This is a genomic window from Bacillus sp. RC240 (genome assembly GCF_044907945.1).
GTDB classification, from domain to species: Bacteria; Bacillota; Bacilli; order Bacillales; family Bacillaceae_G; genus Bacillus_A; species Bacillus_A mycoides.
The window spans coordinates 270,720-296,862 of sequence record NZ_JBIYCT010000006.1 but is presented as its reverse complement, the minus strand read 5'-3'; the positions used below and the strand labels follow the sequence as shown (position 1 = coordinate 296,862).

The window sequence follows — 26,143 nt, the reverse complement described above, 5'->3', positions numbered from 1 at the left end:
AAGGTATAGCTCACAGGTGGTACGAAAGAGGACAAGCTCCTGAGGTTTGTCTGAGGGGGAGTCTGGTAGTTTTTCAGAAACTTAATATTTAGTTTTGTATATTCTGTAAAATGAATTAGTAATTTGATAAAATAAACTGCAGTGCTAGAATTATTAGAAAAGAAGGTGGAAAAGGTGACTTATCCTTTTGAGCAGCAAGTACATATAGATGGACAATTTTCTTCAGAGACCTTTAGTATAAAGTTTTATGGTGGCATAACTACATTTGTGGGTCCAAATGGTTCAGGTAAATCTCAAGTTTTACGAAGATTGAAAGAAAGTTTTGGAGATGAAGTTTGGGGAAGGAAAGTAAGGTTGTTAACAGCGGGAAGGCTTTCGAGGGTTGAAGATTTCCGTGCAAATCATGATGGCGTAAGTAGTTACATGCTTCAGGGCGATAGGGCAGCATTTGGTGGATTGAATTTTAGAGAAAATCGACACATAGCAGAAGGTGCTATAGGAGATTTTCATACATTAAGCTTAAGACACGATATACGTATAAAAGTAAGTGAGAGATTAAGCACGCTCTTTAATCGAAACATCTTCATTGAGTGGGATGCAGGAGAGTTGAAAATAAGGTTTAGTACAATAGAGGGAGAACCTTATTCAGTTGCAAGGGAAGCGAGTGGTCTTCTACATTTGGTAACAATTCTTTCTGCGCTTTATGATGATGAAGTTAGTATACTGCTATTAGATGAACCGGAAATTTCATTACATCCACAATTACAGGCTTTTTTATTTCAAGAGATAAAAAAGGTTGCAGGGGATCTTCAGGACAAATCAAAAAAAATGGTTATCTTGGCAACGCACTCGACAGAGTTTGTAAATCTTTTAGTGCCAGAAGATTTAACGAGAATTGTATTTTTTGAAAATACGATAAAACCGCCAGTGCAAATTGATCCTGGAGCTGGCGAACTCCAAAATAGAAAAGTAAGAGAATTACTTACCAGACTAGGACAAGCACATAAATCTGCGCTCTTCAGTTCAAAACCATTACTAGTAGAAGGACCAAGTGACGTTCTTATTTGTAATGCATTAAATCAACATCTGCAAATATTTTTAGAGGCAGGAGGTTCACAGTTAGTTCCTATTATTGGAAAAGGTGAGATTCCAGGTGTAATGAAATTAATGAGGTTAATAGGGAAAAAACCAGTTGTAATAACTGATTTGGATACTGTAGCTGATGATATTACAACTATCAATATATTCGCTAATGATGAGAAGATAATTAAAACAATACAAAAAATGGGACATACTGATTTTAGGTCATTCTCACGGAATGTATACAGTAGTTTTGTAAAAGCAATTGATGAATATTGGGAGGATATACGTCCATTGGCAGAGCAGCATTCTTATTGGATCAATCGCAAGCGTGATACTGAAAAAGATGAAATGATTGCCAAGAGACGAGCAGGGATGGCAACGCTATTTGCTAGCAATGATGAAGAACTTAGCGGACTCAATAATGGAGATACTTTATATGGCATAAAGCAAATGTTAACTTCTTTATTTGATGTATTGGAATTGTCAGGTTGTTTTGTTTTGAGAAAAGGTACTATTGAAAACTACTACCTGTTAGCGTCACAGGTTACTGAGGGGAAACCAACTGCAGCTGTCGAGGAGATTGAATACATCATATCACAACCAATTGAAAATATAGAAATTGCATATGCTGATTTGGTTAGGGGGCTTAAATATGCAGCAACTCACAAGGAAATTGATGAAGGTAATGCTGTAATCAATTATTTACTATCAGTTATAACACCGTTACTTAATAGGATTGATGATATATCAACAGATGCTGGGTTACAATTAGAAGCTCGAAAATATGTTGGAGAGATTGCTGACATATTTAAGTTTTCTAAAATAGAGCTTGATGGGGTTCATAATATCCGAGTTGAGCTGGGAAGTAATATCTTAGAGGTTAGTGGATTACCTATTGATTTTCCAAAAGGAGCAAATCCGATAGATCTAGCTAATAGGAAGTTCCAAAGATAGTAAGTGATTCCTACTTAAAAATCCACTTTTGAGTATAATCTAATCAGATCCATGTCTTATCACATAAGAAAATCCAATTAGAATATCTTTAGATCACCTATAAAGTGGTCTAGGAGTTATTCTAGTTGGATTTTTACTTGTAAGTTTCTTATTACTTGATTTTCTCCTTACGCTTTTTAATTACCCTGAGAGGTAAAACCCCCACCTCGATGTGGTCACTTTTCAGTACATCAACATAGGAACTTTAAAGTTATAAAAACATAACTATTAAACTCTAACCGAGAAGGTGAAACCTCTTTGGATTATACCCTGCTAGGTACTACTCATATTGTGCTACCTCACCAAACCTATATCCAACAGTGATTGTATAAGTATTTCTGGATAGAAATAGCTTAATAGAAGTACTTGCGAGATTATAACCTGTATATTATCTGTTCGAATATTCACCTTTATACGCTAACTTATACAGTAACACCTATACGGTATTTTATGCAGCAGCTACTTGTGAGATAAACTATGTAGTTATACCGATGTATCCCAGCTCATTAGATACCCTCTACTTACTATCAATTAGTTTACATAATAAATGTTATTAGAGAGTTCTATCTCCTTTTAAAAGCCTACTTGAGAGTAAATGTGATGTTTCAGAGATAGTATACAAGATGTGCTCAATACGTATATTCATATTTTATTACCAATATAAAGAGCTATAGATTTATTTGGAATTTCTGATGGGATTTTGTTCTTATTCTACAAGTGAAAATTGCAAATGATATTTTAACTTAATTGGAGTTATCTTTTTTTTCTGTTGAAAAAGAAGGTTCTCTTAACTTGCTTAAACTTTTTTCAAATTTTTTAAAGTCATTATGAAGATTATTAGGTGTACGAATTTTTTGATCAAAGAAATTTTCATTTTCTAATTTAATTTTTTCTTGTTCAAAATGAACAAGTACTTTTCTAATGGTAACAAATTGATTATAAGCATTCATTAACCAAGCAAAATAAACTAATATAATCACTAAAACTGTTATGCTAAAGGAGTTTAAGTTGATAAAAGTTCCTTTTTCAAACAAATTGCCTATAAAGAGAATGAGAATGGGGATTGGAGAAAATGACTTTAATATATCCACCTTCAATTTCAATGAATCTATCTGGCCATTTAAATTTGCGATACTCCATTCAATACGAGCTTTTGGATTTTCATATTTATTTTTGCTATTCTCTAAAACATCTAGCATTCTATGAAACTTATAACGCTTATTGAAATTTTTAGATATTATCAATATAAAAATAATAGTTAGAGCTTCTGAAGGAATTGGTTTTAGAATAGAGGATATTGATGTAAACAGATTGATAGAATATATGTCTTTAATGACGTTATATACAATGAAAGTGATTAATCCTAACATGAAGGCTTCAATCAACATTTTTTCTATAATTACTCTGATTGTAATCGATTTGTATTTGGTGTCTTTATCCAATTAAATCACCTCTATTATTCATCTTAAATATGTTCTAGATTACAAGTAAAAATATGTTGATATGTGGTTTTATTGTAACATAATAGGAGGGAATGTAGGGTGTTTGTTTTTAAAGAATTGAACGTTAATGAATTGATAAGAAATAGGCTGTATAGGCTTTATTACGGTATCAAATAGGAGAGAATCTGAGATGATTTAAAACTGCTTGAGACACATACATATAAGGAAGTCGAAACCATGACAGGCATTACGGAAAGAATCCTTATCCGCGGGAAGATACAATTGTTTAGCTTGATAGCGATGTGACACTCCCCCTATCAGAATGTTTGCATTAAAGGGTTGACCCATCAACCCGATTTATTATATATTATAAATGTTAGAAAATTCGCTCAATTATAATTAGAACAGAGGAGATGATAAATCTTATATTAGAAATAAAACAGAAAATGCATCCCAATAAGCAGAAAGGACATTACAAATAGAAAAGAAACGAAGGGCTGAATTGATAATAACAGCACATTCCTCTAGTATACATCGACAATCTTTCTCAATCACAAATTCCCTATCAATATAAATTTTACGTAATCTTCCAGTATACCAAATTTTATCTTTCACCATATAATCTCAAACTAAGACTTTATAAAGGTTTTACTCAAAATTACTATATGTTCGGATAAGAAAATATAAAAATATATAAGGGATGGTGTTATAAATGATTTTTTGCAAGTCAAAAAAAGATCGTTATTCATAAACAGGATAAATTGCAAGCTTTTAAGTTTTTAAGGGGACTGTCTTTCTTCTCTTGCGATTGGATCCACTAGGAATTGGTACGCCAATTATCCATACGAAGAGTTAAAGACTATTAGTATTCATTTTCGGTAAACCATTATTACATTCGGAGGTAGAATATGCTAAGACGTCGAGCTAAGTTTAAAAAACTGGTAACCTTATCCTTATCAGTGGGTATGTTGCTTACTATGCTTCCAACAGCATCTGCAACTGCAATTAAAAAGGAGTACTCCATTAATAATGTATCTGACAATCAAACCTATAAGGCTATAGGTAAAATTACTAAGGTTACGAAAGAAGGAAATAACGTATTCTTTGACTTAGAAACAGGAGAAAAAATAAAAATTAACTTTCTAAAAAATAATGTTTTTCGATTGCATTTGGACCCAAAGGGTGTTTTTGAAGAATATCCAACTCCAAATCAACCTGAGCATGAGACGAAAATTATCGACAAAAATGTTGGCGATTACAAAAAGGAATATGGAGAAATTAACATTAAGGTCGATGAAAGAGATAAGAATGCCTATAAAATATCTACTAATGCTTTAGAGTTAAGGGTAGATAAAGCTACTTCAAAGATGAGCTTGTACGATAAAAAAAGAGCAAAGATTCTTTGGAGTGAAAGTGAACCGCTAAAACATTCGGGCGGAAGTACTGTTCAAACCCTCGGCACAAAAGAAAGTGAATATTTTTATGGTGGAGGTCAACAGAATGGGTTTTATGCCCATAAGAATAATTCCATAAATATTGCAGTCGGGGGAGGTTGGGATGCAGGAGCTGCATCAAGTCCAGTCCCATTCTATTTAAGCACTGAGGGCTATGGAGTCATGCGAAATACTTTTAAGCCGGGTGTTTATGATTTTACCAAAACGTCTACCTTTACTCACGATGAAGACAGATTTGATGCTTATTATTTTGTAGATGATTCCCTTCCAAACATCATTGGCGAATATACAGAATTAACCGGGAAACCGGCCCTTATGCCAAAAACTGGTTTTTATTTAGGACATGCTGATTGTTTTAATGGAACTCATAATGGTCATAAGGACCAACGAACACTCCTAACTAATGGGTTAAATACATTAAATCAATATGTAGATAACGATATGCCTTTAGGATGGATTTTACCAAATGACGGGTATGGATGCGGGTATGGCGGATTGGGTAATTTGGAGCAATTTGTTGATAAAGCAAATGACCAAAAAGTAGAGGTAGGCTTATGGACACAAAGTAATCTCTATCCAGACCCTAATTTACCTGGAGATAGCCCTTTACGCAGAGACCTTGACGGGGAAGTTAAAGCTGGTATTCGAGCAATAAAAACGGATGTTGCATGGGTTTGGCAAGGATATTCCATGGCTTTAAATGCCACACGCCAAGCAGCAGAAGGAATTCAAAAAGATGCTAATTCAGGTGGTGCACGTCCATTTGTTATTTCGCTAGATGGGTGGGCTGGTACGCAGCGTTATGCTACATTATGGTCAGGTGATCAATATGGCGGTAATTGGGAGTACATCAGAATGCATATCCCTACTTACATTGGTGCAGGATTATCAGGAAATCCAAACGTTGGATCAGATATGGATGGTATATTTGGCGGAGATCCAAAAGTGCAGACACGTGATTTCCAATGGAAGGCATTCACGCCAATCCAAATTGATATGGATGGCTGGGCATCAGGAGGCAATGATTACAGTAAATCTAAAAATCCATGGAATTATGGTGAACCATATACATCGATTAATAGGATGTATTTAAAATTAAAGTCACAAATGATGCCTTATATCTACACGATTGCTGAGGAATCTACATCAAAATCCATGCCGATGGTTCGAGGGATGATGTTAGAGTATCCGAAGGATCCATATACGTACGGGACACAAACACAGTATCAATATATGTGGGGGCCAAATCTATTAGTAGCGCCAATATATGATGGAAACTCTAATGATGCTGAAGTAAGGAACGATATTTATCTTCCAGATAAAGATCAAGTTTGGATCGATTATTTTACAGGTAAGCAATATCAGGGAGGTTCGGTCCTTCATAATTTTAATGCCCCAGTGTGGAAGACCCCTGTATTTGTTAAGGCTGGTGCAATTATTCCAATGGCACCAGAAAATAATTCTATTAATGAATTAAATGGTTCGGAAAATAGAATATTTGATGTTTATCCATCGGGAGAATCAGAGTTTACTCTATATGAAGATGATGGTAAAACTGTTGAGTATAAGGAAAAGAAAAATACAACAACGAAGGTCACTTCAAAGGTAATCAAGGAAAAAGCTGTTATAACCGTTGATATCGCAAAAGGAAAAGGCTATAAAGGGATGGTTAAAAATAGGGGCACAGAAGCGATTGTTAATACACGTGTAAGTCCAAAGGATATAAAGGTTAAAGTTGGAAACAAAGATGTTGCATTAAGGAAAGTTACGAATGAAGAGGAATATAACAATTCAGAGAACGTGTACTTCTATAATGAAAAGCCCAACCTGAACAAATATTCTACAAAAGGCTCACCATTTGAACAGACTGACATTGTTACATCACGAAAATTATATATTAAGGTTGGAAAAACAGATATTACGAAAAATAAAATAACATTTACAGTTGATGGCTTCGATAATACCGAAAAGAAAGATGTAGTAGATAAAGAAGTACCAACGATTCCATCAGGGATAAAAGCTGATGAGGCTAACACTACTGATCGAGACATTAAATTAAATTGGAACAAGGTTGATGGCTCGAATACAACATATGATTTAATGATTGATGGTATTGTTCATACAAATGTGTTTAAGTCAAGTGATAGTGGGCAAGCACCATCCTATCTTCATACAGGTTTAACATCTGATACAGAACATTCTTATCGAGTAAGAGCAACGAATACAAAAGGATCATCAGGCTGGAGTGACGAGATCAAAATAAGAACGAAGCTTGATCGATACAGAAATGTCCCTAAGGATATGACGGCAAAAGCTGATAGTGAACAGCCAGGGGAAGAAGCATCTCTAGCTGTCGATGGAAAAGATGAAACAATGTGGCATACTGCATGGGGAGATACGGGTAATAAACTGCCACATACTTTTGAGATTGATATGAAGTTAGCTTATGAATTAGATAAGCTTGAGTATATTCCAAGACCAAATGCAGGAAATGGTACGATATTAAAATATAATTTAGACATAAGTTTAGATGGAAAAACTTATAAAAACGTCATCACTGATGGAACATTTGAGAAAAATGACAAAACGAAAATTATTGATTTTCAGGGGAATATTACTGCAAGGTATATTAAGTTGACCATTACAAACTCTGTAGGTGGCTTTGGAAGTGCAATGGAATTCAGACCATACAAAAAGGATAAAACTGAAGGAATGGTAGTTGGTGAAAATATACCAAATGGCGTAATTGATGAAGCTGATCTGCTTTTCTTTGCCAGCTATATGGGTGTTGATAAAACGGAAGCTTGGGAGCAGGTTTCAAAGGTGGATATTAATTTCAATGGTGTAATAGACGCATACGATTTAATGTATGTAGCATCACAATTGGGACAAAAACCACTTCAAGCAACAGGTAAACCGGTTGCCGGATTATTGGATATTAGACCTAGTAAGCAGGAGTTAAAAGCAGGAGAGGAATTTTTCGTAGAAATAATCGGGGCAGGATTAAAGGATATTAATGCATTCAACTTAGAACTAAAGCTAGACCCTAACAAATATGAATTAGTAAAAGATTGTAAGCCTGACGGGACTTGCGGTAAAAATATTGTTTCAGCTTCCAATGAAACTGCTAATATGTTGAATTATTCCTTACTTGCGGGGATTGGAAAGCCTGAACAACGAATTATGGCTGCATTTTCCAATAAGGGAACACAAAATACATTAGAAGGTACGAAGACATTGGCCACGATTAAGTTAAAGGCTAAGAAAGATCTTCAATTTGATATGCCGATAACCAGGTCCTTACTGATTAATACAGCCTTTGACACTATTGATAAAATAGGAGAGGTTTTAAATCCTGGCCAAGAACCTGGAGAGGTGGAACAGCCACAAAAGCCAAAGGAATTACAATAATCGGATAAAGATATGTTAGTTACTGGTGAAGGGGAAAAGATGCAGGGTGGTGCAGCAGCTTTTGCCAAGCTGATTGACGGAATTGAAATGGAATCTCACTGAAAAAGACGGAATTTCTTTACCGTTACCTTTTGACTTTAACTTTACTAAACCACAAGAATTGGATAAATTTATCGTTTATAATCGCCCGCAATACACAAACGGTAAAATTAAAACACTAAGTGTCAAAGTATATACTGAATCTGGAAAAGAGTATGATTTAGGTACAAAAAGTGTTCAAGTTGACGCTAAATCAATAACTTTCGATTTAGCGGAGGCTGCTATACCGATTGGAACTAAATTTACAAAGTTATCGATTAACTTTCAGGAATCGCACAGTGGTCCTCTTATGTTATCTGTTGCAGAGGTAGAAGTTTTTGCCAAGAATCCTGCTTAAGTAGAGAAATAAACATAAATATATCTTATTACCTTAGTTGTGTTAGGGTTGATCCGTTAACCCTGACACATAATTTCTGTTATGAGTGGAACAAAAGGGAACCGCAACAGATTGACATCCGAAAAAATTATCGATGAATTTGAGGCTGCAAATCCAAATGTCAAAGTGGATATTCAATGGATGATCAGTGAATTCATGTCGAAGGTTAGAATTGCAGCGTTAATTTGGGATGCACCGGACCTTATAGAGCAATCAGGAGCATAGGTGGAAGGAGTATTAATAAATAACAAGTTTGTAGAACCTTTAAATAAGGGGTATAGGTTGTCGAAATTTTTATCTGAAAATTTAATATATTTTAACTTGTTGGGTTGACCCTATAAGTTGATGTGGTACAATATAAATAATTGAAATAATCTAATTATTTAGACGGTCTAATTTCTATAAGTTTCTCGTACATTTAACTTATACCATCAACCCGATGTTAAAAAGGGGATGGAATGGATTTTTTAAAGAAAACTCGTCTTTCCATGTACTGGCGCAGAATAATGGTGTTGTTGGTGCGGGATTGTGAGTATTCAAAAGAATTTAAAGAGGAGTGTTCGGATATGTTTACGTTCAGTCAAGAAAAATTAGTACCATTAGGTGCACAAATCACAACGGCAGAAATAAAACAGCAGCCTGATTTATGGGCTGAAACCTTTGCATTGTATACGGATAGAAGCAGTGAGATTGAAAAGTTTTTACTAAAATTATCAATGAAACACGACCGAGTTCGGGTTATTTTTACTGGTGCCGGAACATCTGCCTATATCGGCGATCTTGTCACTCCATACCTAAAAGAAAAAGTGGATGAAAAACAGTGGGAATTGCTGAGTATTCCGACAACCACCTTGGTATCCAATCCATATCAATTCCTAAAAGCGGACTTTCCAACCTTACTCGTTTCATTTGCAAGAAGCGGCAACAGTCCGGAAAGTGTTGCTGCCGTCCAATTAACAGAGCAAATTGTGACCGATTTGTATCATCTAACAATTACCTGTAATAAGGATGGCCAATTGGCTAAGCGAGCAGCAGGGGATGAAAATAATTTATTGCTTTTAATGCCTGAAAGATCGAATGACCAAGGATTTGCGATGACGGGAAGTTATACTTGTATGGCACTATCGACTTTATTCATTTTTGATCCTAAGCCCCTGGAAGAAAAAAAGGCCATTTTAAAAATGATTCGGCAAATGGGTGAAAGTGTCATTCAAAGAGAAGACGTCATTCAAGCAATTATCGATCGTGATTTTGACCGCATCATTTACTTAGGCTCTGGTAGTTTAGAAGGTTTAACGAGAGAAGCACAATTAAAATTATTAGAACTGACAGCTGGAAAAATAGTCACTACCTTTGATTCAACGTTAGGCTTCCGGCATGGTCCTAAATCATTTGTGAATGAAAAGTCCGTGGTTTTTGTGTTTGTTTCCAACCATCCTTATACACGCCAATACGATTTAGATATGTTAAAAGAAATGCAACAGGACAATATTTCCAGCTATATATGTGCCATCGAGGTTGATGGAGAAAGCAATTATGATGGGAACATATTTAGTTTTGGCAGAGAGGCTCAATCTATACCAGATGCTTATCTGGCCTTGCCTTTTGTCATGGTTGGACAGACGGTTTCATTGCTGGCTTCGATAAAGGTTGGCAATACACCAGATACCCCGTCGCCTACAGGAACAGTGAACCGTGTCGTTAAAGGTGTAACCATCTATGAATACTAGTAATTTGGGTAGGGAGAGCAGCAAGTCGATGTTTATCTTTGCCGATCAGTTTTTTCTTGAGGGAGAGGTCGTAGGGCCTGGTTTTTTGGAAATTAAAGATGGGAAATTCGGTGTTTTTTCCGAAAATCGGCCTGATGAATCAGCAGAAATCATTGATTACGCGGGGGATTGGATTGCTCCTGGTTTAGTAGATACACATATTCATGGGTTTGGAAATCACGACATTATGGACAATGATTTTCAAGGATTGAATGAGATTTCAGAAGGGCTTCTTTCCTGCGGCGTTACCTCGTTTTTGCCGACAACATTAACCTCTTCAACAGAAGTGTTGAATCACGTCACTGAAATGATCGGTGCCAATTATACGAAAGTCAGGGGAGCAAAAATTAAAGGAATCTTCTTAGAAGGGCCGTTTTTTACCGAAAAGCATAAAGGGGCACAAAATACGAAATATTTTTGTGACCCATCCGTTGAAAAGTTGAAAGTTTGGCAAAGGTTATCCAATGATTTTATTAAAAAAATTGCGATTGCACCTGAAAGAAAGGGTGCAGCGGAATTTATTGAATATGCTGTCGGTGAAGAGATAGCTGTAGCGTTAGCTCATAGTGATGCAACTTATGAAGAAGCAAAACAAGCGGTTGAGAGAGGGGCTTCGATTTTTGTTCATACGTTCAATGGAATGAGCCCGCTCCACCATCGTGAGCCAGGGATGGCCGGAGCTGCAATGAATCTAAAAGATGTTTTTGCGGAAATCATTTGTGATGGACACCATGTTCACCCTGCTGCCGCCAATATTTTAATGAATGCACGCGGCAGAAATCAAACCGTTTTGGTCACCGATTGTATGATGGCTGGGGGAATGGCAGAAGGACCCTATCAGCTCGGCGAATTTGCTGTAGAGGTGAAAGCTGGTGCGGTCCGTCTTGAGGACGGCAGTTTAGCAGGCAGTGTTTTACAGCTGAAAGATGCAGTCAAAAATGTCGTTGATTGGGGGATTGCCACCCCAGAGGAAGCAATCTATATGGCTAGTACCGCACCTGCTAAAAGTATTGGGATGGATGAGGAATGTGGGAAAATTGCTAAGGGTTACGCCGCTGACTTTATTGTGTTGAACCCTGAACTGGAATTAATGGCGACGTACCTTGATGGTGCTTGTCGCTACCATTTACAGAAAGAGGGAGTGCGCAGATTTTAACTGACACGATGAATCCATCTCCAGGTACGCTTTAACTAGTAATGACGTGTCTACCTTTCCTTAAATTATTTGCTTTATGGTCTGCTTTTTGCATTATTCTATTCGATTTATTTGGGAATAGCTCTAGATAACCCATCACCATCTGGTATGGTAAACCGGGTTGTTAAAGGAGTTTAAATATATTTATCATATTTATAGGGGGTAATATCATGCCGAATATTTTGCTAACAAGAATTGACAATCGATTGGTTCATGGTCAAGTAGGAGTAACATGGGTTAATCATTTAGGAGCTAATTTAATTGTCGTCGCAAATGATGAGGTGTCTGAAGATGAGGTACAACAGGATTTAATGGAAATGGTTGTTCCGGAGTCAATTGGAATTCGCTTTTTCTCAATCCAGACGACCATTGATGTGATTCACAATGCAGCAGATGAACAATATATCTTTTTAGTTGTAAAAACACCACAAGATGTGTTGCGACTTGTTGAGGGCGGCGTACCAATTGAAAAAATAAATATTGGAAATATGCATTTTTCTCAAGGGAAAACACAAGTATTCTCCACCATTTCCGTGGATGAAGATGATAAAGCAGCCTTTAGGAAGCTGCGTGACTTGGGAGCGAAACTTGAGGTACGTCGTGTTCCGGATGAAAGACCAGATGATATTTATAAACATTTATAGAAAGAAGTGAGAATGAATGGATAATCACATGTTGCTTCAAGCCTTATTAGTTGCCATATGGGCTGGAATTGCAGGGATTGACCTTTTTAACGGGTTGTTCCACATTCACCGGCCAATCGTAACCGGTGTCATTATTGGCTTGATTTTTGGGGATGTAACAACAGGGGTTATGACAGGTGCTGCCATGGAATTAGTGTGGGCTGGGATGGTTCCGCTTGCTGGGGCACAGCCGCCAAACGTTGTTATTGGGGGAATAATTGGAACGTCGTTTGCGATTCTGACAGGACAAGAGCCAACAGTGGCAATCGGTATTGCTGTTCCGTTTGCGGTTGCGGTTCAGGCATGTATCACTCTCATGTTTACTGCTTTTTCTCCGGTTATGCATAAAGCTGACCAATATGCACAAGAGGCTAATACAAAGGGAATTGAACGGATTAATTATTTCGGGATTCTTACATTATTTATATTCTATTTTGTTATTGCTTTTTTACCAATTTATTTTGGCGCAGAAGCTGCTAAAGGGGTCGTAGAGGTATTACCAAAATGGCTTATTAGTGGCCTTGGTGTTGCCGGGGGAATGATGGCCGCAATTGGTTTTGCAATGCTATTGAAAATTATGTTAAAAAAACAATACGTTGCATTTTTAATCGTCGGATTTATTTTAGTCACATATATGAAGATGCCAGTCATTGCTGTTGCTCTAATTGGGATTGCCATCGCGTTATACGATTACTTCAAAACAAATTCTGGTGATGGATCAGTAAGGGGGGGTGCAAAACGTGGAATCTAAAAAAGTAGAAACGTTAATGAACCATACGAGCAGTCCGGAATATTATCAAGACGGTGCCACAGAACAGGTCTTAACTAAAAAAGATTTAAACAAGATGGTATGGCGATCTCTGTTACTTCAAGCGTCATTTAACTATGAAAGAATGCAGGCCGCAGGATGGTTATATTCGATTTTGCCAGGTTTGAAAAAGATTCACAATAATAAGCACGATTTAAGTGAATCGATGAAAAGTCATATGGAATTCTTTAACACGCATCCATTCCTTGTAAACATTATTATGGGGATTGTCCTTGCTATGGAGGAAAAGAAACAAAATCGAAACACGATTAGAGCCATTCGGGTAGCCATGATGGGACCGCTTGGGGGAATTGGTGATGCTCTTTTCTGGCTGACTTTGCTTCCCATTTGTGTTGGTATAGGTGCTTCACTTGGGCAAGATGGAAACCCTATGGGGGCAGTGATCTTCCTATTAATCTTTAACGCAGTTCATTTTGCTCTTAGATTTGGATTAATGCATTACGGTTATAGTGCTGGAACAAATGCTATCAGTTCTTTAAAGGAAAATACTAAAAAAGTAGCACATGCAGCATCTATTGTCGGGGTAACAGTTGTTGGCGCATTGATTGCCTCATTCGTAAAGTTAGAATCAAGTTTAGTGATCCATGCTGGTAAGGCAAAAATCGCCCTGCAAAAGGATTTACTCGATAAACTCATACCAAACCTATTGCCTTTAGCATACACTTTATTAATGTACTATCTATTAAAAAAGGGATTTTCTCCAGTTAAGCTAATTATCATTACCGTGATCATCGGTATTATTGGTAAAATTCCATTTCCTTTTGGAACCATTTTATAATATATAGCATGTTAGGAGGATTTTAATATGAATGGTTTGATTATTAGCGGTCATGGATCGTTTGCAACGGGTCTTCAATCTTCGGTAAAACTAATCGCTGGAGATCAACCCAATGTGGAATACGTGGATTTTCTTGAATGCGATTCAACATGCGATCTTGAAAAAAAGCTGCTTGAGGCTTTTTCAAGATTACAAGAATGTAAATCTATCTTAGTCTTATGTGATTTAGTTGGCGGTTCTCCGTTTAAAACGGCCGTTTCGCTTACGAATGGAAAGGAAGGTTTTGCTGTGGTTGGCGGAACAAATCTTGCGATGGTCCTCGAAACTGTTTTAATAAAGGATGGACTTCAAATCGATGGATTAAGAGATTTAGCGATCAATACTGGTAAAGAAGCGATTAAGGGTTTTCAAAAATCGGAGCGTCCAAGATTCAAAGAGTCTAGCATGTAATGAAAGCGATAAAGGATAGGGAAATCTATAAGTCTAATAATTGTGACTCCCAGGCCCTGATAAGGAATATGATAGAACGGAACTACAACTAAATATTGTAAGGATGGATAGGTTGTTGGATTTTTTGTCTGAAAATTAAAACATTTAATGTGGATGGATTCGGCTACATTAAATGTTTTACTGCTAATGGGTTAATCCTACAAGTTATGGTGACATAATAGAATTACTTAAAACAATCTAACAATTAGTCTCATAATCTAGTTTATATGAGTTTTTCTTTCAATTTAACTTGTACCAACAACCCAATGTTATAATCGTTTTTTGAAGAAACACCCGTCTTCCTGATTATATCAATTTTTTAAAATCGATGAGCAGGTACAATAGAATAAATAGAGGTGCAGGAACATGAAAATGGCAATAGGTATTGATATTGGTGGGAAAAAGATTGGGGTGGTCAGTATTTTGAAATTCAAAGAGGCTGTCAAAAATACCATTGATTGGAGTATTGCGATCCCTAAGGAGTCCCTCCATATGACAAGTACAGCGTCCGTGAAAAGTATTGGCATCGATGGGGGATGCGATATGATTGCGAATGGTTATGATGCCGATTTTATCGCCTTAATACCGGATCTAGATTTAATTGCCACATATCTTGATAGGGTTTTCCGGTTTCAAGTTAAAAACTTGATAGGGAAAGAGGGAGTGCGATGATTTTAGCTGTCACTATGAATCCATCTGTTGATATTTCCTATCCAATTCAAGATTTTAAGCTAGATGATGTTAATCGTGTGGAAAATATTCGTAAAACTGCTGGCGGAAAGGGCTTAAATGTAGCCCGAGTTGTCAAGCAGATGGGAGAAGACGTTTTGACCACAGGTGTAATTGGCGGGACTATTGGTGATTACATTATTCAGGAATTGACGAAAAGTGATATCAGGAATCATTTTTATAAAATCAATCAAGAATCAAGAAACTGTATCGCGATCCTCCATGATAGCAAGCAGACAGAAATCCTCGAATCCGGGCCAAGTTTATCCACGGAAGAAGGAACGGCCTTTTTAGAAAAATATCGAGAACTGCTGTCTGAAGTTTCTCTTGTTACTATTTCAGGTAGTTTGCCAAAAGGGCTTGAGTCTGAATTTTACCGTCAGATGGTCGAAATTGGCCGGGAGAAGGGAATTCCAGTGATTGTAGATACATCAGGGGAGCCGCTCCGACAAGTTTTGAACCATAATGTAAAACCTTTTGCGATCAAACCGAATATCTCAGAACTGTTCCAGCTTTTTGGCATGGAAGTGGAGGAGAGCACAAGCAGCTTGAAGCAACTATTAAATAATAAGTTATTTCATGGGATAGAATGGATTGTCGTTTCGATGGGAGCGGCAGGTGCTTTTCTCAAGCATGGTGGAGATTATTACCGGGTTACTATTCCTGCTATAGAGGTCATAAACGCTGTTGGCTCGGGTGATGCGACTGTCGCAGGGTTAGCGGTTGCCCTAAAACGAAAGCAAGCCGTTTCGGACATCCTGAAAACTGCGATGACGACGGGCATGCTCAATACGATGGAAGAGGTAACGGGTTATATTGATCCGGAGAAGTTCGGTCAATTTTTTGAAATGGTAGAGGTTATTAAAATAGATTAATAGAGGTGATTGTTGATGTTAAAATTAACGAATAATAAATTAGCGGCTCTCAAGCGTTTGTCGGATGAAAATGGAATTATCGGGGCTTTGGCAATTGATCAACGCGGTTCATTAAAGAAAATGATTGTAGCTGGAAGTGAGAATAATGTCGGGGATGAGGGCATCATTCGCTTCAAAGAATTGGTTTCTGAAGAGTTAACACCATATGCAACTTCGATTCTATTGGATCCGGAATATGGTTTGCCGGCTGCGAAGGTCCGTCATTCGGACGCTGGGTTATTGGTGGCGTATGAAAAAACAGGTTATGATGCAACAACTGAGGGCCGATTGCCTGATTTATTGCCAGAGTGGTCCGTTAGACGCCTGAAGGAAGCTGGAGCAGATGCAGTTAAATTTTTACTGTACTATGATGTAGATGAAGATGAAAAAATTAATGACTATAAGCACGTTTATATGGAACGAGTTGGATCTGAGTGTGCGGTAGAGGACATTCCGTTCTTCCTTGAAATAGTGACTTATGATGCCAAAAATGATGATGTGAAAAGCATGGAGTATGCCAAATTGAAGCCTCATAAAGTTATCGAGGCCATGAGGGAATTCTCTAAACCGCAATACAAGGTGGACGTTTTAAAGGTAGAAGTTCCAGTAGATATGAAGTTTGTAGAGGGTTACGCAGAAGGCGAGACAGCCTATAGCAAGGAAAAAGCGGCTGCGTATTTCAAAGAGCAAAGTGAGGCAACAGATCTGCCGTTTATTTTCTTAAGCGCCGGCGTAAGTGCAGAATTGTTTCAAGAAACCTTGACGTTTGCGAAAAAATCCGGCTCAACTTTCAACGGTGTCCTCTGCGGCCGGGCAACATGGAAAAATGGTGTCGCTCAATTTGCCGAAAATGGTGAACAAGCCGGACGTGCTTGGTTACAAAAAAACGGCAAAAAAAATATCGAAAGACTAAATATTGTCTTGAAAGAGACAGCATGCCCGTGGTTTGTAAAAATATCAGGATAAGGAAGCGAGGTTAGAAAGTGTGGGGAAGGTTTTCGCGCTTCCTTATTTTTTGATTTATTTTTAAAAGTCGTTTTGATTGGAACTCGGAAAACGGTCCGATTAAGAAGGGTGTCCATATTCTGCAAACGTAGAAGGTATTAATAACGATTTTGATAAGCTATCAGTATTATAGTTTGGTAGAAGCCATTTCGTTATAGAACCTGGTTGTTAGTTTGACGCAATAAGTGATGATGGTATAATTTAGGTTATTAAAAGAACGATAGTATAGTTTGGAGGCAGGTTTAGTAAAATGAAACCATTGCAACATGAAAGTTTAATCCCGCTTTATCATCAATTAATGGAAAGATTAAAGGATCCAATTGAAAAAGGTCATTGGGCACTTGGTGATAAAATTCCTTCAGAAAATCAGTTAATGGATCAATTTGGTGTGAGTCGCAACACGGCAAAAAAAGCAATTGAGGAGCTTGTACAGGAAGGAATTCTATACCGAATTCAAGGAAAAGGTACCTTCGTAGCAAAACCAAAATTGCAGCAGTCATTGATGGGATTTTATAGTTTTAGTAAAGTATTGAAAGAAAAAGGCTTGAATCCTAAGGATATCATTCTAAAAATAGAAGAAGTCAAACCAAATGCCAAAATCAAAGAAGCACTACAGCTGAGTGATGATGTGAATGTCATTGAAATGAAACGCCTTCGCTGTGCTGAAGATGAACCGTTTATTTTGGAATCATCTTTTATTCCGAAACGTGTTGTTACAGATATAGAGCAGTTAAAAAGGGTAGGTGAAATTTCTTTATATGATCTATTTTCACAACATTTTAATACCGTAGTAACAAGAGCAAACGAGGCATTTGAACCCGTTCTCATCCGTTCCGAAGAAAGTGAATATCTGCAAACGGAGGAAGGTCGACCCGCACTTCTGCTTGAACGAACTGCCTACGATACCAATGGTGTGCCTGTTGAATTTTGTATATCCATTGTACGGGGCGATCGCTGCCGCTTTTACACTGAATTAACCTAATCTTTGAATCACTCATAATATTTGTTTATGGGTGATTCAATTGATCTTTTTTTACAATACTCCATTATCCATTCTAAAATTTTACTTTAGTTACAATTCAGGTGGCGTATCAGAATATAATCCGGTGGAAATGGACATAGTTTAGGCCATAACTTACTCGGAACAGGTTTACTGGCAGCAGCTATGGTACTTCGTTATTATGGTTGCCCAGGAGGAGAAATTGCTTCTAGATGAACAAGCTAAGCTAGCACATGCAGAACAAGAGGGCATGGAAAAAGGAATTGAGCAAGGTAAGATGCAAATGATTCGAGGGATGCATGAAATTGGTGTACCGCTTGAAACTATTGCAAAAGCAAGTAAGTTAAGTCTGAAGGAAATAGAGCGTATCTTGAAGTTAAAGTAAATATATGGACCTACAGTACTCATGAATAAAAGAAGGTAGATGCTCATTATCATGGTACGTTTAATAGAAAAGCATTGCTGAAGATTTTAGCAGTACTTTTTCTCAATCAACTTTTTGATATTTTTCATTCTGCTCACAATTATATAGAAAAATTGAAAGAAGAACGTGAATAGTCCGAAACAAATATGTTTCGGACTAGGGGTTCAATATTTTATCCATTTTATTCAACGTTTTTTAAAGATTAAGAGGCTGAATTTTCTGATTTTTAAAGTGGGAAAAATGTATTACGTTAATCAATAGATACGCCACTAGAGACAATCGGTTTTGTTGGTGCTGGCGTATCTCCACCATTAAACGAAGAATGTTGTGATACATTTAAACTGATCATGCTACATGCTAATGCACTTACTACTACCATACTTAATAACACTTTTTTTATTTTTTTCATTACTTTAACGCTCCTTTTCTCAAATGTTTCTTATCAGCATTATTGCTAATATAGAAATATTTGCTCGCTTTAACATGATTATTTGCCTCGTAAAATTGGAGTGCTAAAATCTCTGCATATTCTTTTATACAATCCCACATGTCCTCTTTTTCAAAATAAGAAATTGCATCAGTAACTACTTTTTCTAATTTAATGCTAGGTAGTTCTGTGATAAGTTCATTTAAAACTGCGAAACGATGCTTATATTCCTCATTTCCTGATTCATTTGTATACTTTATTCCTTGCTGAATATATGCTTTTGCTGTTTCAACGCCTTCTAATTTATAATATGCTCTTGCTAAGACAAATAATGCTTTAAAATGGTTCGGTATGGTATTTATAATTTCAGAACTCTGTCTAATCGCCAATGGATATAAATCTTGAATATTATATAACCAGCCTAAATTGGATCGTACTCGTAATAATAATTGTTCTTCATCATACTTCTTAAAAACATCAATAACCGTATTGAGACATTCTTCCGCTCTTTCAAATTCTCTTAGATCTATACAAGCCAGTCCATATACATTGTCGCATAAAGCAATATTAATTTCATAGCCTACATGATTCCGATATATTTCTTTGGCTTTTACTCCATGTTGAATCGCTTCAAATGGTTGATAAGATTGATAACAGTAAGTTGAAAATCTATACTCAAACTCGGCTTTTTCTACTTCATCAGGTATATCAATTAAAAGCCCTTCCGCCTTTTCATAGTGTGTTTTTGCTTCAGTATAATTTGCTAAAATTGTAGAGTGGATTGCCTTAAAGAAATAATAATAGTAAGCTAAAAATGAAAATTCCTCTTTGATATTAGGGAGTTTTTCTATTTGATTAAAAGAATCTTTTGTAATACTCATTCCATCTACCAAGACTTTATATCTAAAATTCAGTAGGGAATAATAGAATGATACATATTGGTCTGTTTCTATTTCCTTTAAACGTTCTTTTACTTGTAGATATGTCTGTTTTGCTTCTTTTACATGATATAAACGAATTTCTTCATACCATTCATGTAATAATTCCATCAATTGCTTATTACTTTTTTCTTGAACAGTCATAATATCCCCCATTTCTCTGTAAAGGCTTATTCTGATAATAACAGGAATTAGATAAATTAAATTTAACTACGATTTTTTTCACTAATATACAGAATATTCTGAATTCTAATAATGTCCATGCTTTTAAAATTTGAAAAGTATAGTTAAGACAGTACAAGTTTCGTTAATGTTTTTTTTGATTTATTAACCGTTTTCTATTGAATACTTCTTATAAGAGGTGGCGTAGCACTATAGTAGAAAAAGAGAGAGCTTATACTGTTATGGTATTGAGAAATATATAGGGCTTATTAAGCTTCAAGGGATTCCTCGAAAATAAATAGAAGTATATCCATATCTATTTACATTGAAGAGGGAGCGTTAGTTTATGATAAGTTTTGGGATTAATTTACGTAATATTATTATTTATACACAAGAGAGTAGGAATCTTAATAATATACGGATTTTAGGTAAGTTGGGTATAAGATTATTTAATATATATGGAGAACCATTACCTGTATCAGATGTTAATCGAGAATTAGTAACGGCATTAAAACGCCAAGACATAAATACGCAAAGATATATATTAAGTCATTTACAAGGTTAGAAAAACCGATATTATGCTGCGTTTTTTCATACTTATGTTTTATCCGATAAACCAAGAAGCTATCATCGAAGGTTTGTGAAATTTTATTTTCTTAAATCGAGTGAATTGCGTAGCAATATTTTAAAATTATTTAATTCGGTACTATAGTTTGTATCACCATGAAATGTATAAACCTCGTCTATGTCAATAAAAACAGAATAAAGAATGTGTAATGAAGTACCCATCCAATTATTATGTGTACCACAATTGGATGGGTACTTTTTTACTTATTCCAAAATAGGGACAAAGCTAAATGCAACGGATCGTTATCAAAACGCGAGTGTACAAATGTAACAAATGAAATTTCTATTCATAAGTGTTGTTCTTCTATTTAATCAAGTATGATTTAATACTTTCTTAGTTTTGGTTAAGGAAATTTATATACTTAAAGTAAAGGGGGGAATTTTTAATGAAGGGGGAGGAGAATTTGAAAATTTTCAACTCAGTTGCTCCTACACAAACAAAAAATGAAGATTTACCATTTGATATTTCCTGGATGACCGATTGGATTGTAGACTGGTTTGGTTCTTTGTTTAATGGAGGCAGTGATGTAATAAAAGATGGGGGAGATAAAATAGATGGTGCAGTCCATGCGAGTGTGCCTGCATTTTTTGATATTATTTTCCTTATTCTTTCTGTAGTAATTTTAATATCATTATTAGTTTTTGGAGCTTCTTTATGGTTTAAACATATAAAGTGGAAAAAAAGATCTATATATTTTGGAGTAGGCTCATTTATCCTCATATTATTAATAAGGATTCTACCAGTGTTAATGTTAACAACACGTTCTTTTGATTTTCAAACCTTTATGAGTAATATGGTGGGCTTAATTACTTCCATAATTTTAGGAACAGCTGTATTAATGTTTTTAATATCTCTAGCATTAGGTATGCTTTATAAGAAATTTGAACATCCCAAATATGGAAAATGGAGTTCAAGTTTGAGATATAGTTCAATTTTTATATTTGTAATGACATTGATAGTACCGGCCTTACTGCGTCATTTATAATCTTGTTTTATATAAGGAGAAGGAGGAATAGTGCAGGTAATTTCTATAATGCTTCTGTGTAATTATGCTAGTGCTCGTTCTCCTCTAGATTTCTGAGTTAAGTTTAATACATTAAAAAGAATTTTGTTGTACGAAGTTTTGGCAAAGGGGGAGGGTACTAGTGACTACGTTTATTGTAATGGTAAGTATTTTCTTAATTCTATTCGTAATTGGTCCCAAAGCGACTAAGAGAAAAGAAGAAAGAGATAGAATAGAAAAAGAACATAAGGAGAAAATAGAGTCTTTGGAGGAAGTAAAGATTGATTTTGATATTAATGGAACCAAAGTAAGATTACATAAGAAGCCTAAGTTAAAGAAAAGTATATATAATAAAGAGTGATAGATAACTCCTTAATAGTAACTGTCTGCTAGAAATGAAGATACGGCGCTGTAATGGAGGAAAGATCACATAAAATGATTAATCTTTTTTATAAAAAATTACGGATTCTAAAATGAAAACCCACACATTTTGATTAAAATTTTTCAAAGAGTGTTTATTTCTTCTATTTTATAAAATTAATATTTGTAGCAATCTAATATATATTGAAAGCGCATAGGTCATTCTTTCAAATCCATCAAAATAGCTTAATTATTAAAACAACTAGCATTTAACCACAAAATATGAGTTTATAGTTCATAAATAGATACTAAATACAAAATAAAGAAGAATCCATAATTCGCTGGATTCTTCTTTATTTATTTTTACTTGCTAATCCATTTGGATATAAATCATTTATCGCTTTAAAAGGACTACTTTCGTATCTATGTTTGAGTAATCCTCGTAGTTTATATTTTACAAGCAATTGAGTGTTCCATTTTTTTTCTGATGTCTTCCTTATTCCATTTTAAAATACTGTGTAATAAATATGTGATTACTCTGCGGGCCTGTTTATTATCCATATCTTCTTTCCAAGTATTCGGAGGGAATCGTTTCCTTTTTCCATCCAATATTTCTTGATAAATTTCTTCAATCGCAACGGCTTTCATTGACAATATTATAAATCCTCCTACATTTGTATTTATATTTATACAGTATTAACGTTTTAATTAATATATCTATATTATATAATTTACATGGGATTATCATTAAAAACAATACATAATTTTGTTTTTTCTCAAAAATCTAATTATTAAACGAATAGATATTTGTTTAAATTTTCTAATTTTTGGTATATACTTAATTAGAATCACTATATCTGTATATTAGGAGTGTATTTGTATGGAGAAGCTTAACAAAAGCGATATCATTCGCACCGTTCCACAAAATGGTTTCTTTGGACATCCCAAAGGACTATTTACTTTATTCTTTACAGAATTTTGGGAGCGATTTTCTTACTATGGAATGAGAGCAATATTACTTTACTATATGTATTATTCCATTTCAAAAGGTGGTCTAGGGATGGATCATGCTACAGCTGCATCCATTATGGCTATCTATGGTTCGTTAGTTTACATGTCTGGAATTATTGGTGGGTGGATTGCAGATCGCCTATTAGGTTCAAGTAGAACAATATTTTGGGGTGGTGTTTTAATTATGATTGGTCATCTCATATTAGCTCTACCAGGAACGGTTAGTACGTTATTTATCTCAATGGTATTTTTAGTACTTGGAACAGGGTTATTAAAACCGAATGTATCTAGTATAGTTGGTGATTTATATAGTGAATCAGATACTCGTCGTGATTCAGGTTTCAGTATTTTCTATATGGGTATTAATTTAGGAGCACTATTATCTCCGTTTGTGATTGGAACACTTGGTCAAAAGTATAACTTTCACCTAGGATTTGGTGTGGCTGCAATTGGTATGTTATTTGGATTAATTATGTATGTTCTTACGAAAAAGAAAAATCTAGGATTGGCAGGAACGCAAGTACCAAATCCTTTAACGGATAAGGAAAGAAAAAAAGTCATTACACAGTTTAGTATTGGCATTATCGCGATTGTACTAGTTTGTGTGTTAACAATCCCAACAGGTATTTTAACGATTAATCGATTTACTTTACTTGTAAGCATCTTAGGTATCCTGATTCCAACAGGTTACTTTATCTTTATGTACCGTAGTCCAAAAACGACAAATGTTGAAAAGTCTCGCTTAATTGCGTACATACCACTATTTATCGCTGCTACGATGTTTTGGGCGATTCAAGAGCAGGGAGCAATCATCTTAGCTAATTATGCTGATCAACGTACGCAGTTAAATTTGGCAGGATTTGAGCTTCAATCTTCATGGTTCCAATCCTTAAATCCTATTTATATCGTATTGCTAGCACCAGTATTTGCTTGGCTATGGGTAAAGCTTAATTCACGTCAACCAAGTACAGCGAATAAATTTGCGATCGGTTTATTATTTGCTGGTTTATCATTTTTAGTAATGATTATCCCTGCATATATCCATGGTACAGAATCCCTGGTAAGCCCTATGTGGTTAGTCATTAGCTTCCTTTTAGTCGTAATCGGAGAACTGTGTTTATCACCTGTGGGTTTATCCATTACAACAAAACTAGCACCAGCTGCTTTCTCTGCTCAAACAATGAGTCTATGGTTCTTAACGAGTGCATCTGCACAAGCTATCAATGCGCAGCTCGTTCGATTATATAATCCTGAAACAGAGATTATTTATTTTGGCGCAATTGGCGGTTTATCAATTGTTTTAAGTGTTATTTTATATTTTATGGCTCCAAAGATTCAGATACTCATGAAAGGGATCAAATAGAAGAGCTGTGCCAAAAACTTGTCACCATACAGGTTTTTGTGCACAGTTTTTTTAGTACTTTATTTTATTGGTAACAGGGTGTAGTAGCAAAGATGACACTGGAATTTCCATTACCCCATACCGAAAAAAAAGGGTATAGGTATACTTTCCTGTTTAAAATATTGTTCGTATAGGAAGCGAATAAGATTCCTATACGAACCACATTACATATTAATAATTTAGAGGATTTCAAAAATAAAGAGGTGGTTTTTAAATGTATAATGAGTCAATATATTATCCTTATATAAATTATGATCAATACTTCGATCGTCAATTCCCTGGTCCTCAGATTCCAGGTATACCTGGAATGCCAGGTTTTCCGGGTGCACCAGGCTTTCCGGGTGAACCAAGTTTTCCGGGACAGCAAAGCTCACAAGCTCCAACATCTCCCCCCCCATCATTTATTCCTCAACAATCAACAGCTTCACCATTTGCTGTTGACCCAGGAGCAATTTCATTATGTTTATTTCGAAATACTTATATATGGCTTAGTAATGGTGAACAATTTTGGTATTTCCCAATTTTTGTAGGACCAAGGTCTGTTGCTGGTTTTAGATGGAACGGTAGGTTTTGGGTTATTTTTGGAATTGATACGAGAAGGATTATTTCATTTACATGTTTTTAAAAATTATAGAGTAACGATAGAGGTTTAATTATATAAACAAATGAGGTATTTGAATGAAAAAATTTCAATCATTTGATGGTACAATAACTATGATTAACGATTTTGTAACAGGGTCAAACGAAGATATAGGATGTAATAAATTTATGTCCGTAGATAATGGTTATGGGAATCTAATAAATTTTGTAGTAAAACCAAATACGTATTTTATCGACTATGCAACGGTAGTAGTAGGAGATAAAGTAACTGGGTTTTACGATGCCAACGCTCCTGTTCCTCTTATTTTCCCACCACAATTTCAAGCGATTGTTATGGCAAAATATACACCGCATCAAAATGTAAAAGTAGACTATTTTAATGAACAGTTGGAGAGTAGTGATGGAAAATTAAAATTAAATATTTCTCCTTCTACTCAAATTTTATTAACAAATGGTCAATTCTTTACAGGTAATCTTGTAAATCGAAATTTAATAGCTATTTATAGTTTTACAACAATGAGTATACCAGCTCAAACTACACCATATAAAATCATTGTTTTGTGTCAAAAGTGATTTCTATTCTAAAGGGTCTCTCGGTTTATCAAACTACAATCCATTGTAGAATCAAAAATTTTAGCCATCTTATTGACCAGGATCATAGGCATGTCAAGAGACGGTTTGCTAAATCTGCAGGATTTCAAAATCTTCGTCATGCTTCACGTACGATAAAAGATATCGAGACCATTCATGCCCTATATAAACAACGGCGAAGTCTTCAAAGAGACTCCGCCTTTTCAACGTACAATAGTATTCCTTTCTAAATATGAAGATATAAGTATCGTAAATACATCAATATCATGAAGATACAGGAACCTAATATGTAATATTGCATATTAATAAATTTATATGAGTATATATAACATGGAAATCACTATAACG

22 protein-coding genes and 4 pseudogenes are annotated in these 26,143 nt (G+C 35.5%); 22 read left to right on the top strand and 4 right to left on the bottom strand.

Annotated elements, in window-relative coordinates; genetic code table 11:
- Positions 1 to 174 precede the first annotated feature (174 nt).
- Entirely contained in the window at positions 175 to 2,037 is a 1,863-nt protein-coding gene (locus tag ABH955_RS20515) for an ATP-dependent nuclease (RefSeq protein WP_404491578.1), read from the top strand.
- A gap of 782 nt (positions 2,038 to 2,819) precedes the next feature.
- Here ABH955_RS20515 and ABH955_RS20510 read toward each other — a convergent pair.
- Complete coding sequence (locus ABH955_RS20510) at positions 2,820 to 3,518, bottom strand: hypothetical protein (protein ID WP_404491577.1); 699 nt, start codon at positions 3,516 to 3,518, stop codon at positions 2,820 to 2,822.
- A gap of 201 nt (positions 3,519 to 3,719) precedes the next feature.
- Here ABH955_RS20510 and ABH955_RS20505 point away from each other — a divergent pair, with 201 nt between their 5' ends.
- The 14 genes and pseudogenes from ABH955_RS20505 to ABH955_RS20440 all read left to right on the top strand — a co-directional run.
- Positions 3,720 to 3,824, top strand: a complete 105-nt coding sequence (locus ABH955_RS20505; protein ID WP_309515418.1) for a hypothetical protein — start codon at positions 3,720 to 3,722, stop codon at positions 3,822 to 3,824.
- Positions 3,825 to 4,426: 602 nt separating this feature from the next.
- Positions 4,427 to 8,383, top strand: a complete 3,957-nt coding sequence (locus ABH955_RS20500; RefSeq protein ID WP_404491576.1) for a TIM-barrel domain-containing protein — start codon at positions 4,427 to 4,429, stop codon at positions 8,381 to 8,383.
- 82 nt (positions 8,384 to 8,465) lie between these two features.
- Positions 8,466 to 8,819 (top strand): hypothetical protein, encoded by a 354-nt coding sequence (locus tag ABH955_RS20495; RefSeq protein WP_404491575.1) that lies wholly within the window; start codon positions 8,466 to 8,468, stop codon positions 8,817 to 8,819.
- Between the two features lie 605 nt (positions 8,820 to 9,424).
- Positions 9,425 to 10,588, top strand: coding sequence for an SIS domain-containing protein (locus ABH955_RS20490; protein ID WP_404446766.1), 1,164 nt, complete (start codon positions 9,425 to 9,427; stop codon positions 10,586 to 10,588).
- Positions 10,578 to 11,783, top strand: coding sequence for an N-acetylglucosamine-6-phosphate deacetylase (gene nagA / locus ABH955_RS20485; protein ID WP_404446591.1), 1,206 nt, complete (start codon positions 10,578 to 10,580; stop codon positions 11,781 to 11,783). The genes ABH955_RS20490 and nagA overlap by 11 nt, the downstream gene beginning before the upstream one ends.
- A gap of 209 nt (positions 11,784 to 11,992) precedes the next feature.
- A complete protein-coding gene (gene agaV, locus ABH955_RS20480) occupies positions 11,993 to 12,466 on the top strand; it encodes a PTS N-acetylgalactosamine transporter subunit IIB (RefSeq protein ID WP_404446594.1) in 474 nt (157 codons plus the stop codon).
- A 16-nt stretch (positions 12,467 to 12,482) separates the two neighbouring features.
- Positions 12,483 to 13,256, top strand: coding sequence for a PTS N-acetylgalactosamine transporter subunit IIC (gene agaW, locus ABH955_RS20475; protein WP_404446597.1), 774 nt, complete (start codon positions 12,483 to 12,485; stop codon positions 13,254 to 13,256).
- The gene (locus tag ABH955_RS20470; protein WP_404446599.1) at positions 13,246 to 14,112 is read left to right on the top strand and encodes a PTS system mannose/fructose/sorbose family transporter subunit IID; all 867 of its coding nucleotides are present in this window, start codon (positions 13,246 to 13,248) and stop codon (positions 14,110 to 14,112) included. Before agaW ends, ABH955_RS20470 begins: the two co-directional genes overlap by 11 nt.
- A 27-nt stretch (positions 14,113 to 14,139) precedes the next feature.
- Positions 14,140 to 14,562: a PTS galactosamine/N-acetylgalactosamine transporter subunit IIA gene (agaF, locus tag ABH955_RS20465; protein ID WP_404446602.1), complete on the top strand. Its 423-nt coding sequence runs from the start codon at positions 14,140 to 14,142 to the stop codon at positions 14,560 to 14,562.
- A gap of 405 nt (positions 14,563 to 14,967) precedes the next feature.
- Entirely contained in the window at positions 14,968 to 15,273 is a 306-nt protein-coding gene (locus ABH955_RS20460; RefSeq protein WP_404446605.1) for a hypothetical protein, read from the top strand.
- Positions 15,270 to 16,205, top strand: coding sequence for a tagatose-6-phosphate kinase (gene lacC, locus ABH955_RS20455; protein WP_404446608.1), 936 nt, complete (start codon positions 15,270 to 15,272; stop codon positions 16,203 to 16,205). The genes ABH955_RS20460 and lacC overlap by 4 nt, the downstream gene beginning before the upstream one ends.
- A gap of 15 nt (positions 16,206 to 16,220) precedes the next feature.
- On the top strand, positions 16,221 to 17,210 hold the full coding sequence (gene lacD, locus ABH955_RS20450; RefSeq protein ID WP_404491573.1) for a tagatose-bisphosphate aldolase: 990 nt from the start codon (positions 16,221 to 16,223) through the stop codon (positions 17,208 to 17,210).
- 289 nt (positions 17,211 to 17,499) lie between these two features.
- A complete protein-coding gene (locus tag ABH955_RS20445) occupies positions 17,500 to 18,231 on the top strand; it encodes a GntR family transcriptional regulator (protein ID WP_404491572.1) in 732 nt (243 codons plus the stop codon).
- Positions 18,232 to 18,445: 214 nt separating this feature from the next.
- Positions 18,446 to 18,634: pseudogene (locus ABH955_RS20440) on the top strand (Rpn family recombination-promoting nuclease/putative transposase); the annotation flags it as partial.
- Between the two features lie 289 nt (positions 18,635 to 18,923).
- On the opposite strand, the gene ABH955_RS20435 reads toward ABH955_RS20440, so the two are convergent.
- Together ABH955_RS20435 and ABH955_RS20430 are read right to left on the bottom strand one after the other, a co-directional pair.
- Complete coding sequence (locus ABH955_RS20435; protein WP_000721406.1) at positions 18,924 to 19,082, bottom strand: Phr family secreted Rap phosphatase inhibitor; 159 nt, start codon at positions 19,080 to 19,082, stop codon at positions 18,924 to 18,926.
- Positions 19,082 to 20,182 (bottom strand): response regulator aspartate phosphatase, encoded by a 1,101-nt coding sequence (locus ABH955_RS20430; RefSeq protein WP_404491571.1) that lies wholly within the window; start codon positions 20,180 to 20,182, stop codon positions 19,082 to 19,084. The genes ABH955_RS20435 and ABH955_RS20430 overlap by 1 nt, the downstream gene beginning before the upstream one ends.
- Before the next feature lie 364 nt (positions 20,183 to 20,546).
- On the opposite strand from ABH955_RS20430, the gene ABH955_RS20425 reads away from it, so the two are divergent.
- From ABH955_RS20425 to ABH955_RS20415, 3 genes and pseudogenes are all read left to right on the top strand, one after another.
- Entirely contained in the window at positions 20,547 to 20,765 is a 219-nt protein-coding gene (locus tag ABH955_RS20425; RefSeq protein WP_404491570.1) for a hypothetical protein, read from the top strand.
- 448 nt (positions 20,766 to 21,213) lie between these two features.
- On the top strand, positions 21,214 to 21,813 hold the full coding sequence (locus ABH955_RS20420; RefSeq protein ID WP_404446623.1) for a hypothetical protein: 600 nt from the start codon (positions 21,214 to 21,216) through the stop codon (positions 21,811 to 21,813).
- Between the two features lie 160 nt (positions 21,814 to 21,973).
- A pseudogene (locus ABH955_RS20415) lies at positions 21,974 to 22,199 on the top strand (hypothetical protein).
- A 369-nt stretch (positions 22,200 to 22,568) separates the two neighbouring features.
- Here ABH955_RS20415 and ABH955_RS20410 read toward each other — a convergent pair.
- A pseudogene (locus tag ABH955_RS20410) lies at positions 22,569 to 22,839 on the bottom strand (DUF4046 domain-containing protein); the annotation flags it as partial.
- Positions 22,840 to 23,071: 232 nt separating this feature from the next.
- Between ABH955_RS20410 and ABH955_RS20405 the strand changes: the two are divergent.
- The 4 genes and pseudogenes from ABH955_RS20405 to ABH955_RS20390 form a co-directional block, all read left to right on the top strand.
- Positions 23,072 to 24,565: a peptide MFS transporter gene (locus ABH955_RS20405; RefSeq protein ID WP_404491568.1), complete on the top strand. Its 1,494-nt coding sequence runs from the start codon at positions 23,072 to 23,074 to the stop codon at positions 24,563 to 24,565.
- Between the two features lie 253 nt (positions 24,566 to 24,818).
- Positions 24,819 to 25,229 (top strand): collagen-like protein, encoded by a 411-nt coding sequence (locus ABH955_RS20400; RefSeq protein ID WP_404491567.1) that lies wholly within the window; start codon positions 24,819 to 24,821, stop codon positions 25,227 to 25,229.
- Positions 25,230 to 25,282: 53 nt separating this feature from the next.
- Positions 25,283 to 25,777 (top strand): hypothetical protein, encoded by a 495-nt coding sequence (locus tag ABH955_RS20395; RefSeq protein ID WP_404457031.1) that lies wholly within the window; start codon positions 25,283 to 25,285, stop codon positions 25,775 to 25,777.
- A 23-nt stretch (positions 25,778 to 25,800) separates the two neighbouring features.
- Positions 25,801 to 26,025, top strand: a pseudogene (locus ABH955_RS20390) (DDE-type integrase/transposase/recombinase); the annotation flags it as partial.
- Positions 26,026 to 26,143 lie beyond the last annotated feature (118 nt).

Coding starts and splice junctions, on each gene's coding strand:
- ABH955_RS20395 (WP_404457031.1), top strand. CDS start 25,283: ATGAAAAAATTTCAATCATTTGATGGTACAATAACTATGATTAACGAT.
- agaW (WP_404446597.1), top strand. CDS start 12,483: ATGGATAATCACATGTTGCTTCAAGCCTTATTAGTTGCCATATGGGCT.
- ABH955_RS20405 (WP_404491568.1), top strand. CDS start 23,072: ATGGAGAAGCTTAACAAAAGCGATATCATTCGCACCGTTCCACAAAAT.
- ABH955_RS20420 (WP_404446623.1), top strand. CDS start 21,214: ATGAAGGGGGAGGAGAATTTGAAAATTTTCAACTCAGTTGCTCCTACA.
- ABH955_RS20435 (WP_000721406.1), bottom strand. CDS start 19,082: ATGAAAAAAATAAAAAAAGTGTTATTAAGTATGGTAGTAGTAAGTGCA.
- ABH955_RS20500 (WP_404491576.1), top strand. CDS start 4,427: ATGCTAAGACGTCGAGCTAAGTTTAAAAAACTGGTAACCTTATCCTTA.
- ABH955_RS20430 (WP_404491571.1), bottom strand. CDS start 20,182: ATGACTGTTCAAGAAAAAAGTAATAAGCAATTGATGGAATTATTACAT.
- lacD (WP_404491573.1), top strand. CDS start 16,221: ATGTTAAAATTAACGAATAATAAATTAGCGGCTCTCAAGCGTTTGTCG.
- agaV (WP_404446594.1), top strand. CDS start 11,993: ATGCCGAATATTTTGCTAACAAGAATTGACAATCGATTGGTTCATGGT.
- ABH955_RS20425 (WP_404491570.1), top strand. CDS start 20,547: ATGATAAGTTTTGGGATTAATTTACGTAATATTATTATTTATACACAA.
- lacC (WP_404446608.1), top strand. CDS start 15,270: ATGATTTTAGCTGTCACTATGAATCCATCTGTTGATATTTCCTATCCA.
- ABH955_RS20460 (WP_404446605.1), top strand. CDS start 14,968: ATGAAAATGGCAATAGGTATTGATATTGGTGGGAAAAAGATTGGGGTG.
- nagA (WP_404446591.1), top strand. CDS start 10,578: ATGAATACTAGTAATTTGGGTAGGGAGAGCAGCAAGTCGATGTTTATC.
- ABH955_RS20490 (WP_404446766.1), top strand. CDS start 9,425: ATGTTTACGTTCAGTCAAGAAAAATTAGTACCATTAGGTGCACAAATC.
- ABH955_RS20400 (WP_404491567.1), top strand. CDS start 24,819: ATGTATAATGAGTCAATATATTATCCTTATATAAATTATGATCAATAC.
- agaF (WP_404446602.1), top strand. CDS start 14,140: ATGAATGGTTTGATTATTAGCGGTCATGGATCGTTTGCAACGGGTCTT.
- ABH955_RS20445 (WP_404491572.1), top strand. CDS start 17,500: ATGAAACCATTGCAACATGAAAGTTTAATCCCGCTTTATCATCAATTA.